20 protein-coding genes are annotated in these 13,742 nt (G+C 67.7%); 4 read left to right on the forward strand and 16 right to left on the reverse strand.

Features of this window, described 5'->3' with window-relative positions:
• Positions 1-66: 66 nt before the first annotated feature.
• From IGS68_RS00955 to IGS68_RS00995, 9 genes are all read right to left on the reverse strand, one after another.
• Positions 67-735 (reverse strand): hypothetical protein, encoded by a 669-nt coding sequence (locus IGS68_RS00955; RefSeq protein ID WP_201076649.1) that lies wholly within the window; start codon positions 733-735, stop codon positions 67-69.
• A 4-nt stretch (positions 736-739) separates the two neighbouring features.
• Positions 740-1,777 carry a hypothetical protein gene (locus IGS68_RS00960; protein ID WP_201076650.1) on the reverse strand — a complete coding sequence of 346 codons (1,038 nt, stop codon included), beginning with the start codon at positions 1,775-1,777 and terminating at the stop codon, positions 740-742.
• A 62-nt stretch (positions 1,778-1,839) separates the two neighbouring features.
• Positions 1,840-2,085 (reverse strand): hypothetical protein, encoded by a 246-nt coding sequence (locus IGS68_RS00965; RefSeq protein ID WP_201076651.1) that lies wholly within the window; start codon positions 2,083-2,085, stop codon positions 1,840-1,842.
• Positions 2,086-2,090: 5 nt separating this feature from the next.
• A complete protein-coding gene (locus IGS68_RS00970) occupies positions 2,091-2,591 on the reverse strand; it encodes a hypothetical protein (RefSeq protein ID WP_201076652.1) in 501 nt (166 codons plus the stop codon).
• On the reverse strand, positions 2,576-2,803 hold the full coding sequence (locus tag IGS68_RS00975; RefSeq protein WP_201076653.1) for a hypothetical protein: 228 nt from the start codon (positions 2,801-2,803) through the stop codon (positions 2,576-2,578). The genes IGS68_RS00970 and IGS68_RS00975 overlap by 16 nt, the downstream gene beginning before the upstream one ends.
• A gap of 3 nt (positions 2,804-2,806) precedes the next feature.
• Positions 2,807-3,070: a hypothetical protein gene (locus IGS68_RS00980; protein WP_201076655.1), complete on the reverse strand. Its 264-nt coding sequence runs from the start codon at positions 3,068-3,070 to the stop codon at positions 2,807-2,809.
• A 67-nt stretch (positions 3,071-3,137) separates the two neighbouring features.
• Positions 3,138-3,476 (reverse strand): hypothetical protein, encoded by a 339-nt coding sequence (locus IGS68_RS00985; RefSeq protein ID WP_201076657.1) that lies wholly within the window; start codon positions 3,474-3,476, stop codon positions 3,138-3,140.
• Between the two features lie 556 nt (positions 3,477-4,032).
• On the reverse strand, positions 4,033-4,914 hold the full coding sequence (locus tag IGS68_RS00990) for a hypothetical protein (protein ID WP_201076659.1): 882 nt from the start codon (positions 4,912-4,914) through the stop codon (positions 4,033-4,035).
• A gap of 71 nt (positions 4,915-4,985) precedes the next feature.
• Positions 4,986-5,339 (reverse strand): P-loop NTPase family protein, encoded by a 354-nt coding sequence (locus IGS68_RS00995; RefSeq protein ID WP_201076661.1) that lies wholly within the window; start codon positions 5,337-5,339, stop codon positions 4,986-4,988.
• A gap of 100 nt (positions 5,340-5,439) precedes the next feature.
• On the opposite strand from IGS68_RS00995, the gene IGS68_RS01000 reads away from it, so the two are divergent.
• On the forward strand, positions 5,440-5,607 hold the full coding sequence (locus IGS68_RS01000; RefSeq protein ID WP_201076663.1) for a hypothetical protein: 168 nt from the start codon (positions 5,440-5,442) through the stop codon (positions 5,605-5,607).
• A 103-nt stretch (positions 5,608-5,710) separates the two neighbouring features.
• Here the strand turns inward: IGS68_RS01000 and IGS68_RS01005 are convergent, their stop codons facing one another.
• The 6 genes from IGS68_RS01005 to IGS68_RS01030 all read right to left on the reverse strand — a co-directional run bounded on the left by IGS68_RS01005 (position 5,711) and on the right by IGS68_RS01030 (position 9,637).
• Positions 5,711-6,241, reverse strand: coding sequence for a hypothetical protein (locus IGS68_RS01005; RefSeq protein ID WP_201076665.1), 531 nt, complete (start codon positions 6,239-6,241; stop codon positions 5,711-5,713).
• Positions 6,238-6,999, reverse strand: coding sequence for a hypothetical protein (locus IGS68_RS01010; protein ID WP_201076667.1), 762 nt, complete (start codon positions 6,997-6,999; stop codon positions 6,238-6,240). The genes IGS68_RS01005 and IGS68_RS01010 overlap by 4 nt, the downstream gene beginning before the upstream one ends.
• Entirely contained in the window at positions 7,000-7,368 is a 369-nt protein-coding gene (locus tag IGS68_RS01015; protein ID WP_201076669.1) for a hypothetical protein, read from the reverse strand.
• A gap of 593 nt (positions 7,369-7,961) precedes the next feature.
• On the reverse strand, positions 7,962-8,273 hold the full coding sequence (locus IGS68_RS01020) for a dihydrofolate reductase family protein (RefSeq protein WP_201080974.1): 312 nt from the start codon (positions 8,271-8,273) through the stop codon (positions 7,962-7,964).
• Positions 8,270-8,497, reverse strand: a complete 228-nt coding sequence (locus tag IGS68_RS01025) for a dihydrofolate reductase family protein (RefSeq protein ID WP_201076671.1) — start codon at positions 8,495-8,497, stop codon at positions 8,270-8,272. Before IGS68_RS01025 ends, IGS68_RS01020 begins: the two co-directional genes overlap by 4 nt.
• A 165-nt stretch (positions 8,498-8,662) precedes the next feature.
• Complete coding sequence (locus IGS68_RS01030) at positions 8,663-9,637, reverse strand: competence protein CoiA family protein (protein WP_201076673.1); 975 nt, start codon at positions 9,635-9,637, stop codon at positions 8,663-8,665.
• A gap of 557 nt (positions 9,638-10,194) precedes the next feature.
• Here IGS68_RS01030 and IGS68_RS01035 point away from each other — a divergent pair.
• Genes IGS68_RS01035 through IGS68_RS01045 form a run of 3 tightly spaced genes read left to right on the forward strand, consistent with a single transcriptional unit; the run spans position 10,195 to position 13,165 of the window.
• Complete coding sequence (locus tag IGS68_RS01035; RefSeq protein WP_201076675.1) at positions 10,195-10,608, forward strand: response regulator; 414 nt, start codon at positions 10,195-10,197, stop codon at positions 10,606-10,608.
• Complete coding sequence (locus IGS68_RS01040) at positions 10,602-12,794, forward strand: CHASE domain-containing protein (RefSeq protein WP_201076677.1); 2,193 nt, start codon at positions 10,602-10,604, stop codon at positions 12,792-12,794. Before IGS68_RS01035 ends, IGS68_RS01040 begins: the two co-directional genes overlap by 7 nt.
• Positions 12,791-13,165, forward strand: coding sequence for a response regulator (locus IGS68_RS01045; RefSeq protein WP_201076679.1), 375 nt, complete (start codon positions 12,791-12,793; stop codon positions 13,163-13,165). Before IGS68_RS01040 ends, IGS68_RS01045 begins: the two co-directional genes overlap by 4 nt.
• A gap of 15 nt (positions 13,166-13,180) precedes the next feature.
• On the opposite strand, the gene IGS68_RS35870 is transcribed toward IGS68_RS01045, so the two are convergent.
• Positions 13,181-13,309, reverse strand: a complete 129-nt coding sequence (locus IGS68_RS35870; protein ID WP_256445745.1) for a hypothetical protein — start codon at positions 13,307-13,309, stop codon at positions 13,181-13,183.
• Positions 13,310-13,742: the final 433 nt, after the last annotated feature.

Consider the following 13,742-nt stretch of genomic DNA (forward strand, 5'->3'; position numbering starts at 1 on the left):
TATAGGTTAGGTCTGGGTGCTGCGGGACCGGGGATTGGTATAGCCCGGACTGACGCCGATGCCCGGTCACGCTTCCGGAGACCCGAACAGCCCGACCTCGGCAATGCGCCGGGCGACGACCGGCACCCAGCGGTTCAGGTCGTGGCGGTCCGCGGGGGTGAGGCCGGGATCGCGCCGCAGCGCCGCCCGAAACCAGGTCTGCCGCACACCCGGTCCTGCCCGCTCCAGCGCCGCGATGCACTCCGGCAGCGATCCTGGTCCGGCCCGGGCGCGCAGCCTGGCGTCCAGCGTCGTCAGCAGGTCGTAGCGTCGGCGCCGCCGCTCGATCGCGTCGCCGAGAGGGCCGCGGAAATCGCCGACGGTCGGCATCCGCCGCCACGCCCAGCGCTCCCAGATCGTCCGGTACGCCCGCATCCACAGGTCGCGCGGCCACGCCGCCATGACCTCGGCGTCCAGTTCCAGCGCGCGCCGGTCCAGCAGATCGAGCCGGTGGCGGTCAGCCAGGGTCACCAGGGCATCCACGATCTCGGCCGGGCGGCCCGGCTCCAGGTCCCGGCGCGCCTCCGCCACGGCCACCCCGAGTGCTTCCCGGAACGTCTCCGGGATCGCCACGGTGTCGAGCCAGAACGGTTCCCGCGCGGTCCGCGCGGCGAACGCGTCCACGTCCTCCGCCGGTGGTGCGCCGGCATCGCCGGCCGGCGCCGTGCCAGGGGCAAGGGGGATCACATCGCCCACCGCGTCAGCCCTCCATCCAGCCATCCACGGCGTCGCCCCGGCGCGCCATCATGCTGGCCAGCACCTCGCGGCCGAGCGAAGCGTTGCGCTCCCGCTGCTCCGCGTAGTAGCCGCGCGGCGCCGACCGCAGCGGCGGCGCCCGGGTTTCGCGGGGCGGCACGGCCGAGGCGACTGGACGGCGGCCCGGCGCGCGCTCGGCCAGCGCCCAGCGGCGCCACGCCGCCGAGGGATCGGCATAACGCAGGCCCCGCGCCCGCGATCCGCAGACGAACACCTCGGTCATGTACCGGGCGTCCAGGTCGGGCCGGTGCGCCGCCAGCCATGTGAGGTCGCCGTCGCCCGGCTGCCAGTCGGCCGGCACCGGACAGTTCCGGTCGTCGCCGCCGTTCGGCACCGTGACGCTGCCCGGTGTCCGCTCCCGGCAGTGACAGCCCGCGCACCGCAAGTTGGCGTCGCTGGAGGAATCCTTGTTCAGGAGAGTCTGTTCCCGGTGTGTGTCCTCCGTCACACCGGCTGGTGTCGGAACGATCACAGCCGCCGGTGCGGGCTTAATCGGCCCGGTCACTTCAGGCGCCGCGGGTTCCGCCGGCGGGGGCCCGGGCGGTGGCGGATCGTCCGCCACGGCCGCGTCCTGGCCGCCATCGCGCGCAGCACCCCGCGCGCCGCCGGTGGAGGGACCGGGACTCGGCTCGCCGGAGATATCGGCTGCACCGTCCTCCAAGGCGGCGAGGTCGGGCAGGCGGTAGCGGCAGGCCAGGTTCCAGCCGTCGCGGTCGGCCCGGTACTCCTTCTCGACCGGCCCGCCGGGCCCGCACAGCCGGGCGAGCACGCGGCACACCCACTCGCGCGAGCGCCGGAGCAGGCCGGCCAGCGTGCGCTGGCGCACGACGCACACGCCGTCCGGGCCGGCATGCACGGCGAGGACTGTCAGCACCGCCAGTTCGTCGACGCCGACGCCGGGGTCCTCGAGCCACCGTGCGGGCACCCGGGCGAAACGTCCGGCAGCGGCCGGGGCGGAGATGTCGGCGTGGTCGGTCGGCATGGTGACCTCCGTGCGGTTCGGGGACTGCCGCGCGGGATCCGGGCGGGCGCGCGGTGGGGAACTCATCGCCGGGCGCCGGACGCCGGCCGGGCGGCGAAATAGCGGCAGGCCGGCGAGCCGGGATCGATCGGGCTGCCCTTGCGCCCGGTCAGCGCCCTGTACTTCGCGCAGACGAAGCGGGACCCGTCGGGAGACCGGTGGGCGCAGCCGGAACAGCGGGCGCCCTGCGGGCCGGTGCCGGGGAACGCCGCGTAGCAGCCCATCCGGGCCTTGCCGCCGACGTTCAGCAGGGGATACATGTTCTCCATCGTCGTCACTCCGCGGCGGCGTGAACGGCGGCGACATGCCGCCGGAAAGCGCGCAGGCGGTCCCTGACCCGGTTCTTCCAGGCCGGATCGCCGTCCAGGATGTCGATGCCGAGCCGGTCCAGCATGGTGGTGTAGGGATGCCAGTCCGGTCCCCCGATCCCGGGCTGGGCGAACGGCGCGTGCGCCACGACCAGCGCCGCCGCCTGGATCTCGTCGCCGGTCGCCAGCTCCAACTCGACATCGTTGGCCAGCGCGCACGCCTCCTCGATGGACAGGGGAAAGGTGCCGGCCGCTCCCGGCGAGCGGGGGTGGTAGTCCCGGCCGAAGTGGTTCGCGGCCGCGGTCACGAACCGGCTGAAGGAGAACCCGAGGATGGTGGTGGAGCGGGCCCGGAGCACGAGACAGTGCCGGCCCGCGACCGGGCAGGTCAGCAGCCAGCCGACCAGCCCGGCACGCACGCCGTCGGCCAGGAGGCGGCGCTGCGCGCAAGTCAGGCGATGTGCCATGGCGAATCCTCCGGCCAGGACGTCCCGTCGGCGACGAAATCGCGGACGCCGGATTTCCACATGTCGCGGTCCTTGCATTTCCGGCAGATGCGGTTGGCGGGGCCGGTACTGGCGAACGGATGGCCGCACGAGAGACAGCGTCGCTCTCCCTGCCCCTGGCGGCCGGACCCTGCCGATGCCGGCACGGTCGTGCCGAAGTCGGGTCGGACCATGGGTCACCCCTCCCTGGAATGGAGGATCACGGGCAGGGGAGGGGCCTTTCGAACCGCGGGCATCGGAGCGGGGCGGACATCGAAACCTGCGGCGCGCAGGTCAGCGGCGACCTCGTCCCAGCGGCTGCCGGGTGCGACGGGGACGTAGACGACACTGAGGGCCGGAGGATCGGCGGCGGTCCCCGTGAGGCTGCCGCCGGGCGGGCGGCACGGCCTGGACAGGAACGGGCGTGTGCGGTACCTGGGAGTGTTCATCGCGTTGAGCACGTGGGGAACTCCGGTTGGAAGACCGGAGCGGGGTGTGTTCGCAGCACATCCCGCACCGGCCGGTCGATCATGCGGCTGGGACGCGGGGTGCCGTGCGGGCGGTGTCGATGGCCTCCTCTCCGGCGACCCGGACCTCATGAGCCGAACGGACGGTTTGCTCCGAAACCGCGGCGATCCTCTCACCCCGCCGGCCCGCGGGCGGCGCGACGCCGTTCCCGCGGGCAATGGGAGAACCGATGGATGTATCGAAGCTGCCTGTACTGTCGATGCCGTTCATTGTCATCTCCATGCAGGACCCGCCACCATAGTTGAGGATCTGCATCATGACAAAACTCAGAAAAGTACTTTCTGGAACGTCATGCATGAGGTTAGCCGGGCGTACATAGGCGTATTTATTTGTACTCATCTTCGTGATCTTTGTGAATACTAGTCTCTTTGATTGACTCTGCCAATACGGTTTCTCCGCGGGGGGCGGCGTCGGTGCCCTGTCCAGCCTGCCGAAACCATTGGCCGCCCCCACCGAGAGCCTCCCTCAGGCCTGCGCCCGAGATCGGTTGGGAACATCGCCTCCAGTGGCGTCGGGTCCGCCCACACGTCGCCGGCCTCGGGCAGGCGCGTCGGACCGGTGGCGATCAAGCGCATGACCAGGGCTTTGGCCCGTTGGCGCTCCTCACTGTCCGCGATGTCGACGCCGATGACGGACGCCTTGCCAAGCAACGGCACTTGCATGGCCGTGTCCTCGTGGGCGGACAGGGCTTCGGTACGGGCCGCGCCGTCCGATGTCGCTTCCATCACCCCGAGTTGATTCCGGGCCCGGCTTGGCCGGCGCGCCAAGTGGTCGATCAAGGGGGCTTCGAAGGCCAGCGCCGCCGAGTGCCCCGGTGAGGGCGGGAGAGCACGGTCGTCAGCCGGCATGTCGCGGGATCCCGATACCGGCTTTCAGCCTCAACGTTCGCGGCAGGCTATGGGGGAAGCCGGTTCAGGAGTCGGTCCAGTTCAGCGCGAGCCGCCTTGATGTATCGCCGGTCTGCGTCGCCGGGGTCGAGGCGGCCGTCGTCGGGTGCAGCACGGGCCAAAGGCGGCCGGAGCTTCCCGGCAGCAGCCGTGCGCTCGATGGCCGCGGCGTGTCCCGGATCGGCCTCCCGGACCTGTCGCAGTTCCGCCCCGTGGCAGGCAAGCCAACACTCGCGCGCCTCCGCCGTCGGCAAGGCCGTCAGTTCGGCGACGGCCAACCGGGTCCAGGCACCGATCAGCGGGTGGCCATCGGCATCGGCAACCATCGCCAGCCGGGTCTCCGCAGCGGCACCATCGACCGAGTCCTCACGCGGTGTCGACGGGGAGGTTGCCACGGTGGCCTTGAAGGGTGCGGCGACGATCCGTCGGGGCGCAAGGCCTGGCTCAGTCCCGAATGCCCGCGCGTCCTCCATCGGCAGCACACCAATACGGTACAGGACGCGCCGATGCAACGTGTCAGGGCCGCGCTCCAAGTCGAAGCCGGAGGCTGGACGCAACGACTTCCTGCCGCCAGGGTCGCCCGGTTCGGCCGCCTCCACATTCCCCGCCTTAATCATTCCGGCTTCACTGTATAGGGGACCTGTTGCGGTCACGACGGCGTCGATGCCGGCCAACCGGTAGCCGGCAACCGCATTGGGTTGGGAACTGTATTGCAATCTTACCCAGGCGGTGATCTCGAAGATGGCACTGGCGATTGTGGGCGGCAGTCCGGATGGGCCGATACCCGCCGGTCCAGAGGTTGCCTCCTCCAGGACCGTTGGTGCTCCTGTCCTCGCTGTTGCGCCGACGCTGCCCAGGCGATAGATGATGTCATGTTCCTTGCGGGTCATCGCGGGAACTCCGGTGTCAGGCGAAAGCCGGGAGAGTGCTTGACCCACTCCCCGGTGCCGGGTTCGATGGTTCAGGCGGCGGCGGTGAGGGAGGCCGACATCAGGCGACGGAGAGCATTTTCGACACCCTCGGCGAAACGGCCGTCGGCGTGGCTGCCGATGTTCATTTCGGCGAGGAAACCGACGGCGTCGCGCTCCATGTCAACCGCGAAGTCGATGGCGTCCTCGGGATCGACGACCTTGCGGTCGATCTCCTCGTAGCCGTAACGGCCGGTATCGGGTGAGTAATCGTTGTAAACGGCGCGGAGTTCGACCAGGCCGGAGTTTAGCATGTGGAAATCGAAGGCCACGTATCGGTTGTCTTCACCAATGGAAGCCAGCGGAGCATCGATGGGCTCTGCTTCGAGGTTGACGATGTGCTGCACATTGCCTTCCTTTGCAAACGATGAAACGCCGCGAGATGATGTAGCCATTATACAGCATCTGTCAGCATCTTATAGCATCTATAAGCATCTCGGAGGATATATGCCAAAAGCATCGGCGCCGAAGGGGCCGGGAATTACACTCAGGCTTTCACAGGAAGTTCGCGACGCTCTTGAAAAAGCATCCGCTGATGATGGACGGCCAATGGCTCATTACGTCGAGCGGGTCCTGCTGGCCGATCTTAAAGAAAAGGGCTACCTTCCTAAATAGGCTCTCGGCTTACGGATTTTTCTTTCTGAAGCTGCAAATGTGCTGGCTGAGATCTTATTGGTTTCTACCCTGTAGCTATGGGCCATCACGACCAACGTGTCGGTCAATGTTTGGGAGCCGCGCCCGGTCCATCGAGCCAGAGCGGCACGAGGCAGGCGTTTCGACCATTGCTGACCCAGAGCGCTGCACCGCGGCATTTCTCCAAAGCGGCTTTCACGTCATTGTTCCGCATCAGGGGGAGCCACGCCTTCGCCGCGTCCGCGTCATTGCGCAGGATCACCGAAATCTCCGCCCCAAGAGCCGCCGTTTCGCCCCGCCCCGCCCAGTACCCGCCGGCGAAGGCGAGCAGCGCACAGATCACCAGCAGTCCGGCCGCCCCGAGCACCATGCCAAGGTCGAGGCGCCGGACGATCCGGCCGGCCTCGGCGGCGGTGCTCGCCGCCGAGGCCTCGCAGACCCGGCGGATCAGTTCGGCCTCGCCCTCCGGCGTCAGCCCGCGCGCCCCGCCGACCGCCTCCCGCGCCGCTTCCGCCGTCCGCGTCGCGGTCAGCAGCGCCAGGCGGAGCGGGCTGTCCGGCCGCATTCCCGCCCGGGCGCAATACTCCTCGACGTGCCCGACGGCGCCGCCGGTCACGGCAGCCAGGCCGAGGCGCCCACCCGGGCGCGCTTGGCCTCCAGGTCGGCCAGCCAGTCCTCGACCATGAACTGCTCGACCGGATCGATCTCGATCCCGTCGCCCGCCGCCGCCCGGTAGAAGCCGGCGCCGAGCGTCCTCAGCGCGTCCATGCACGCCAGCCGGGTCATCAGCAGCGGCACGGCGCCGGCGCCGACCATCGCCTTGAAGCCGGGATCGCCGACCGTCCGCTCGAACGCGCCCGCCACCGTCCGGCCTTCCCGGATCACGCCCTCGTTCAGCACCAGCAGACACCGCGCGGGACGGAAGTAGCCCGCCTCCCAGATCGACAGGACGTGCCGCAGATCCTCCTCCTCCGGCCCCAGGAAATACAGCGCCAGCGGCTCGATGCCGCGCCGGGCGCAGAACTCGACCAGCCGCAGGTCGCGCCCGTACTCCTGCAGAACCCGGTCGCCGCCGCCGAGATCGAGCACGGCCGAGCGCTTTTCGCGGATCATCCGGTTCAGCATCCGGGTCAGCCAGGCCTTGATGTCGGGCAGTTCCCCGGTGGGCGGGGCCAGCGCCTCGTCCGGGAACAGGCCGGCCAGCGTCCTCGACCGCACGTCGCCGTCGGCCACGATCACGTCGCGGCCCTGATGCCGCGCGCGCCAGACCAGCTCGGCGAGCCCGGTGGACTTGCCGCCGAACCCGCGGCCCAGACCCACCGCGAGGACCGGGACGGGAGTGGGGGCGGTTCCCTGATCATCGCCGTTCGCCATTCAGTTCCTCCTTCCGCTCCGCTCGTTCATTTCGGCCACCAGCCGTGCCAGGACGTCACCGGCATCGGATGCCGCCGGAGAACCCCGCGCCTCCGCGCGCGGCGCGGGCCGTCCCTGCGCCGTCGCCCGCCGGACGCGCCACCAGGTCTGGCGCGCGGTCTGCGGCCGGGGCGGCTTGCCGCTTCCGTCGGTCAAACCCATGCGGGTGAATGCGTCGGCCAGCCTCCGCCAGTTGGGCCGGACCTCCTGCAGAAGCACCGACATGTCGTCGTGGTTCTCGCGCATCCACTGATGGAGTGACGACCGGGTCCCCGGCGCCCCGGAAAGCGCCGCGCGCAGTTCGGCCATGGCATCGTCGCGCCGGGGCATCGGTCACCTGTCTCGCCAGCGTCGAAACAGTGTAGAGGCACGTGTCCGGGAACCGTCAGGGACTCATCAGACATACGCCATACGGCTGCATCGCACCTGTCGAGGTTGCGTCACGGGATCGTGTCGCGAGCGCTACAGCACTCCCTATCCGCAAGAGAATGCTCGTCAGTCTTCCACCGCGTCCAGGAGATCCCGGAAACCGGCACTGACCGGCCTGAACCCCAACGGCCTCTCCCGTCCGAACCGGTGTCGGCCGCCACCCAGCTCCGCGCCGTCGTCGCTGAAGGACCCGTTGCCACCGGCGCCTCCAGGGTACTCGGGTGACGGCACGGACTGGTGACAGGCAATCCCGCCATCAGCGGAATCTGGAACAGGTTTCAGTGCCAGGACACAGTGTCGGTGATACTCATCGAACGCGGGTTCAGAGTTCGGCGTCGAGAACGGAGACCAGAAGCGGATGACGCTGATCTCCCACAGTCCCCGTCGGTCAGCGCGGCGATCCGATCCGTGAGGACCAGTGCCACCGCCACCAGTCCCAGCCACGTGACCACGGCCGTCCCAGACCCCGGTTTCAAAGTCGCTTCTATGTTGGGTCAGTCCGCGCGCTCGTAGACCAGATGCAGGGCGCTCTTTGCCCTGGTCTCGCACTTGACGAGCCGAAGTTTCAGCTCGCCGGTGCCCTGCGGAAAGAGCGGAATGCCGTTTCCCAGAATGACGGGGATCACAGCCATCTCGAGCACGTCAATCCTGCCGATCCCGATCACGGACCGAACGACCTGGCCGTCGCCTTCGATCCAGACGCGGCGATAGCCCCAGGCCTCCAACTCGGCGGCGACGGCGGCTATGTCACCGGAGCGGGTTTCAACGCCGGCCGGTAGCGGGTCGTCCAGCGGCCGTGTCGTCAGGACAACTGCGGGCTTGCCGGGGTACGGCCAGCCCCGAAGCGACGGAGGGCGCCGTACGTTCCACGGCCCATCAGGATCGCGTCGACGCCAGCGAGAAAGGCGTCGAAACCGAAGTGCTCAGCCGGGTAATCCGCCGCCAGCCAGTCGTCGACAGACCCATCGGGGCGGGCGATCTTGCCGTCCAGGGAGATGGCGATGTGGCAATGCCAGATCGTGCGATCCATGAAACTGCCCTCCATTGCACATCCACTTGAAGACTCCAGGGCGAATCTGGCGGGGAGCTCCCATGACGCGTCATGTGCTGACCGACTGCGAATGGACCCGCATCGAGCCGCTCTTGCCGAAGCGGCGCACGGCCGGCAACCGAGAAAAACCCGGATCATCCTGCCTCAGTCCGCTGACCCGTTCCAGGTCCAGCGTGAGGAGTGCAGCTTCGACGGTGCCCAGGGTTTGCCGGCGAGTGTCCAGCAGAGATGCCATCTGCAAGATGCCAGGGTTGTTTCGGGAACCCTCTGCAGGGAAATGGCTGCATCACACCAAGGACAGTGCGCGCGCATGCCGGTCGCGATGCGGGAGGGCGGCGGACGGCGCAGCGGGGTGAGCGACTCGCACGCTCCATGCAGCGTGGAAATGGCTCTCTGGTAGACGGCCAGCGCCTCGGGAAGCTTGCCAAGATCGCACGCCGGCAGGATGCCGTGCGGCGCGAAAACGGTATGCGCCGGAAAATTGACGAGGGCCACGACCAGATCAATGTCGCGGCAGCATTTCCAGCATACCGATGGCACGGTCGCTACCGATGGAGCACCGGCCCGGGAAGGTGGTCCCTTGAAGCGGACGCGCCCGGTCAGCAGTTTCTCAGTGAACGTCGCCAGATCAGTTCGTGCTGGTGCCCTATCCGGCGCGGACTCGATCACCGCCGGTGCGAGGCGCTCGGCCTGCTTCACCTCCAGGCGGAACAGAGGAAGGTCGCGCCGGGCCCCAAGCCTGGCGATGTCGTAGCCGACCAGCCACGCGCCGCGAATACCGGCTTCCCGGTAACGCTCCTGGCGATCCTCAATGGCCGCCAACGGAATGCGGGAGAGTTGGGCTTCGAGAGCCACCGTCCAATCCGGATGCCGCACGAGCACATCGGCGACCCAGGTTCCGTCGTCCGCACGCGCCTCCGTGGTGACGTCCAGACCGAGCCGGGCTGCCGCACGCGCCATGATCGATTTGCAGGCGATGTGCGCCAAGCTCTCGCGAATGGTGCAGACCGTGTTCGGCTTATGGCGGAAGAATTGCCAGCCGGTCGGTGAGCGGACGGGGATGACTGCCGCCCCGCAGCATGGGGTAGTGAGCCCCAGATCCCGATAGCTGGCCTTCAATTCCTCCCAAGCAGAGGGCGACATTGCCCAAGCGTGATAAGCGGCTTCGTCAACTCCATAAGCAAGCAGCGGCATGACATCAGGCGGGTAAATGATTTCCGGTAGGCATCAGGGTTACTGGCACGGCATGCGATGACTTTGCCGTCGGCCACACTACCATGCCGACGGTGGCTTGGGGCACGGATACTGCGATCGCCCTCGGAAAGGATGCGGGATAGAGGGCGGGTCCCGTGCTGATCAACCGCCTGCCCATGCCGCACACGTACACTGCCGACCGCCGCCACCGGGTCCCGAAGCGCCGCTACATGGTTCCCGACTGGCAAGCTCATGAAGGGCGGGCTCTGGCAGCTCTCAGCGGAGCTTCGCTCCGCCTGACGCTGTCAGCGCAAACGTTGTTTACGTGGCAGCGCGGCTCGCTGACGATCCGGTTCACCGAGGACACCATCGCTGCGTGGCGGGCGGCCCCCCGGACCCCCTAAGTACACCAGGTTATAAATTTTAACTATTTATTAACCATATGCACCGTATGTTCCCCAGCTTCTTCGTGATCAAGGAACATGATGTACCTGGCTGAGGATCCCCTGGCGATGTCGTCCACCGCAGGCAGCTCACGCATTCTGCTTTGTCAGGATGACGCGGTAGTTGCCCTGCACTTCCAGGCAGTCCTGGAGACCAGCGGCTACGTCGTTGTCGGGCCTGTCTGTACCGGCACGGAAGCTTTGGTGGAAGCGGATCACCATCCACCCGATCTGGCGCTTGTCGACATCGGTCTTCGGGGAGCGATCGACGGCATATCGGTCGCGGCCGAACTCGCATCGCGGGCAGTGCCCGTGATTTTCCTGACGGGCGATTACCAGCGGGCCTGCCTTGACGGCAGGGAGTTCGCGGCGGACATCCTGATCAAGCCTGTTTCCGATGGAGTCATCCTGGAAGCCGTGGCTTCCGTCCTGCAGCCAGGACGACAATGCTGACCGCTTCTGTCGTCGCTTCAGCGCTGCGAGGACTGATGCGGAGGCGCCATACCTGGCCGGTGATGGTCATGGCCATGGGGAGCCTCGCCACGGCTGTCGCGGCAGCTGGATCCTGGCGCGCGATGGACCTCGAGGGCCAGGATCGCTTTCTCCAGGAGGTTGAGCAAACCCACGCCGCCATCCAAGACCGCATGGAAACCTACGTTGCGGTCCTTCGGGCCACGGCTGCCCTGTTCGCGGCGAGCGACGACGTGACCCGGACCGAGTTCGCTGCCTTCGCGACGCGGCTGAACCTTCCGGAGCGCTACCCCGGAATTCAGGGCCTCGGCTTCAGTGCGCATGTGTCGCCGGATGAAGTCGAGCGTCTGGAAGCGGATATGCAGCGGCAGGGGCTTGAGGGGTTTCGCATCTGGCCTGCCGCTCCGCGGAGCGAGATCCACTCGATCGTGTTCCTGGAGCCGCTCGACAGCCGGAACAAGGCGGCCACCGGCTTTGACATGGCGACCGATCCGGTGCGCCGTGCGGCCATGGAACTGGCACGCGACTCCGGTGAACCCGCCGCCTCCGGCAAGGTCCGGCTGGTACAGGAGATCGGGCAGCATGCCCAGGCAGGTTTCCTGATCTATGTGCCGGTGTACCGGGGACGCGATGTCCCGGACACCGTCGAGGAGCGCCGGCGCCTTCTCCTCGGGCATGCCTATGCTCCGTTTCGGGCCGACGACCTGCTCGGCAAACTCCTTGGCGGGGTACAGCCCAGCGTCGCCTTGGAGATCCACGACGGCGATCCGGCCGCGGGAGCCGTGATGCACCGTTCCGAAGGCTGGAGCGTTGATGGCGGGGCGCAGTATCGGACAGAGCGCCCGCTGGAAGTCGCGGGCCGGCACTGGACCGTGGCTTACGCGGCAGGGGATGGCCTGGACGGCACCTCGGGACGTGAGCTGGTGTGGGTCGTCGCGGCCGGCGGTCTTCTCGCGACCGGCATGGTATCCGCCGCCGCCTGGGCCCAGGCGCGGGCGCGCGTGGATGCGGAGCGCGCCTCGGCAGCCGAGCGGCTGCGGGCCCAGGAGCTTGAGACCATCAACACCGTCGGGACCGAGGTTTCGGCGCAACTGGATCTGGACCAACTGGTTCAGTCCGTCACCGACGGTGCCACCCGCTTGGCCGGCGCCCAGATCGGAGCCTTCTTCTACAACGTGGTCGGCGAGCGTGGTGAGGCCTACACCCTGCACGCCCTGTCAGGCCCAGGTACCGCCATGTTCGCCGGGTACCCCATGCCCCGCAAAACAGCCTTGTTCACCCCGACCTTCCGGGGCGAGACGACCGTCCGATCCGACGACATCACCCAGGACCCGCGATACGGGCGCAATGCGCCGCATCGTGGCATGCCCCCTGGTCACCCCCCGGTCCGCAGTTACCTGGCGGTACCCGTGATCTCCCGGTCGGGAGAGACGCTGGGCGGCGTCATCCTCGGACACGGCGAGCCCGGTGTCTTCACGGCCCGCGTCGAGCGGCTGGTTGTCGGTCTTGCGGCCCAGGCGGCCGTGGCGGTTGACAATGCCCGGCTGTTCGGCACGGTGCAGAAGCAGGCCGAGCACCGCAAGCTGCTGATCAACGAGCTCAACCACCGGGTCAAGAACACCCTGGCCGCGGTACAGTCGATCGCCCGGCAGACCTCGCGGTCGTGCTCCACGCCAGCAGCGTTCGTCCAGTCCTTCGAGGGGCGGTTGCTGGCCCTGTCGAATGCCCATAACCTGCTCACGCGCGGCAACTGGGAGGGTGCGCCGCTGGTCGAACTCGCCCAGGCCGAACTGGCGCCCTATGGCCGTAGCCGTGCCGTAATCGACGGCCCCGCCGTGTGGTTGCCGCCCCAGGATGCGGTTGCCCTGGGCATGGCCTTCCATGAACTGGCGACCAATGCCGCCAAGTACGGAGCCTTATCCGTACCGGACGGGCAGGTGCGGCTCGGATGGTCGATCGTCGATGAAACGGGAGAATGCCGTCTCAGGGTCAGGTGGGAGGAGGTTGGCGGACCTCCGGTCACGCCGCCGGCGCGGCGAGGGTTCGGATCGCAGCTCATCGGGGATGGGTTGGCCAATCAGTTGGACGGCAACGTCATTCTGGATTTCCCACCCACGGGCGCCAGGTGCGTGATCGATTTCCCTTTCGTGGGGAACACAACGGGATGACCGCAGTGCAGAGCCTGCAGGCGCTCAGGGTCCTTGTCGTCGAGGACGAGGTACTGGTCGCCATGGCCGTCAAGGAAACACTGGAACGCTTCGGGTGTGTCGTGGTCGGACCGGTCGGGCGGGTGCGGCGTGCCATGGAGCTGGTAGGAGCGGAACTCGATGCGGCCGTGCTCGACGTCAACATTGCAGGCGAGCGCGTGTTTCCCGTGGCCGAGGCGTTGACGTCCCGAGGCGTGCCGGTCGTGTTCACGACCGGATATGGCATGGGCGGAATCGACGGTGTCTTTCCCTTGAGCACCGTTCTTCAGAAGCCGTATCTGGATGCTACCCTCGCAGCAGCACTGGCGAATGCGGTCGGACGAGCTTCCTGAACGAGCAGATACTCATCAGGTCGTCCGGTAAGCGACGAAGGTGAAGATCATGTCGACCGTCTCGCCGTCGTCGGCCAGCGGGAGATGGATACCGGAGACGCTCTGAACCGTATTGTCGCCTACTGCATAGGCCGGCGCCGTCATCCTGGCAGCGCCTATCTCAACTACGGCGGATCTGTCCGTCCAGACCGGGCCGGTGCGCGTGATCTGGGAAAGCTTGGACAAGCATCGTCCGGTGTAGTTTCTGCTGGATCTAGCGGTGATCCCGTTCCCGATCACACGGTATCTGTGGACAGCCTGGCTGGCGGTGCGGCAGTCCGGACACGACGCACCGGATCACGTTCCCTGAACGGCAACGCAAAGGTCAGCCGGGCCAGCCTGCCTCACCTTGTCGATGCGGCAGTCCGGGATTGGGAGGAGCTCATGCATGTACCACTATATGTTGCTCCTCCCGAAGGAACTCCAGCCCCACTTCAGGGCCTTCCACGCAAACCGCGGGAGAACCAGAAGCGTAGACACGTCGTCGTAGTGCGCGCGCATCCACTGGTGGAGTGACGACCGGATCCCCGGCGCCGCG

It is taken from the genome of Skermanella sp. TT6, assembly GCF_016653635.2.
Taxonomy (GTDB): Bacteria; Pseudomonadota; Alphaproteobacteria; order Azospirillales; family Azospirillaceae; genus Skermanella; species Skermanella cutis.

Bases quoted from the DNA above. Each gene is read 5' to 3' on its own strand.
- IGS68_RS00960 (WP_201076650.1), bottom strand. From the start codon at position 1,777: ATGCCGACCGACCACGCCGACATCTCCGCCCCGGCCGCTGCCGGACGT.
- IGS68_RS00965 (WP_201076651.1), bottom strand. From the start codon at position 2,085: ATGGAGAACATGTATCCCCTGCTGAACGTCGGCGGCAAGGCCCGGATG.
- IGS68_RS00970 (WP_201076652.1), bottom strand. From the start codon at position 2,591: ATGGCACATCGCCTGACTTGCGCGCAGCGCCGCCTCCTGGCCGACGGC.
- IGS68_RS00975 (WP_201076653.1), bottom strand. From the start codon at position 2,803: ATGGTCCGACCCGACTTCGGCACGACCGTGCCGGCATCGGCAGGGTCC.
- IGS68_RS00985 (WP_201076657.1), bottom strand. From the start codon at position 3,476: ATGAGTACAAATAAATACGCCTATGTACGCCCGGCTAACCTCATGCAT.
- IGS68_RS00990 (WP_201076659.1), bottom strand. From the start codon at position 4,914: ATGACCCGCAAGGAACATGACATCATCTATCGCCTGGGCAGCGTCGGC.
- IGS68_RS01000 (WP_201076663.1), top strand. From the start codon at position 5,440: ATGCCAAAAGCATCGGCGCCGAAGGGGCCGGGAATTACACTCAGGCTT.
- IGS68_RS01010 (WP_201076667.1), bottom strand. From the start codon at position 6,999: ATGGCGAACGGCGATGATCAGGGAACCGCCCCCACTCCCGTCCCGGTC.
- IGS68_RS01015 (WP_201076669.1), bottom strand. From the start codon at position 7,368: ATGCCCCGGCGCGACGATGCCATGGCCGAACTGCGCGCGGCGCTTTCC.
- IGS68_RS01025 (WP_201076671.1), bottom strand. From the start codon at position 8,497: ATGGATCGCACGATCTGGCATTGCCACATCGCCATCTCCCTGGACGGC.
- IGS68_RS01035 (WP_201076675.1), top strand. From the start codon at position 10,195: ATGATGTACCTGGCTGAGGATCCCCTGGCGATGTCGTCCACCGCAGGC.
- IGS68_RS01040 (WP_201076677.1), top strand. From the start codon at position 10,602: ATGCTGACCGCTTCTGTCGTCGCTTCAGCGCTGCGAGGACTGATGCGG.
- IGS68_RS01045 (WP_201076679.1), top strand. From the start codon at position 12,791: ATGACCGCAGTGCAGAGCCTGCAGGCGCTCAGGGTCCTTGTCGTCGAG.
- IGS68_RS35870 (WP_256445745.1), bottom strand. From the start codon at position 13,309: ATGACGGCGCCGGCCTATGCAGTAGGCGACAATACGGTTCAGAGCGTC.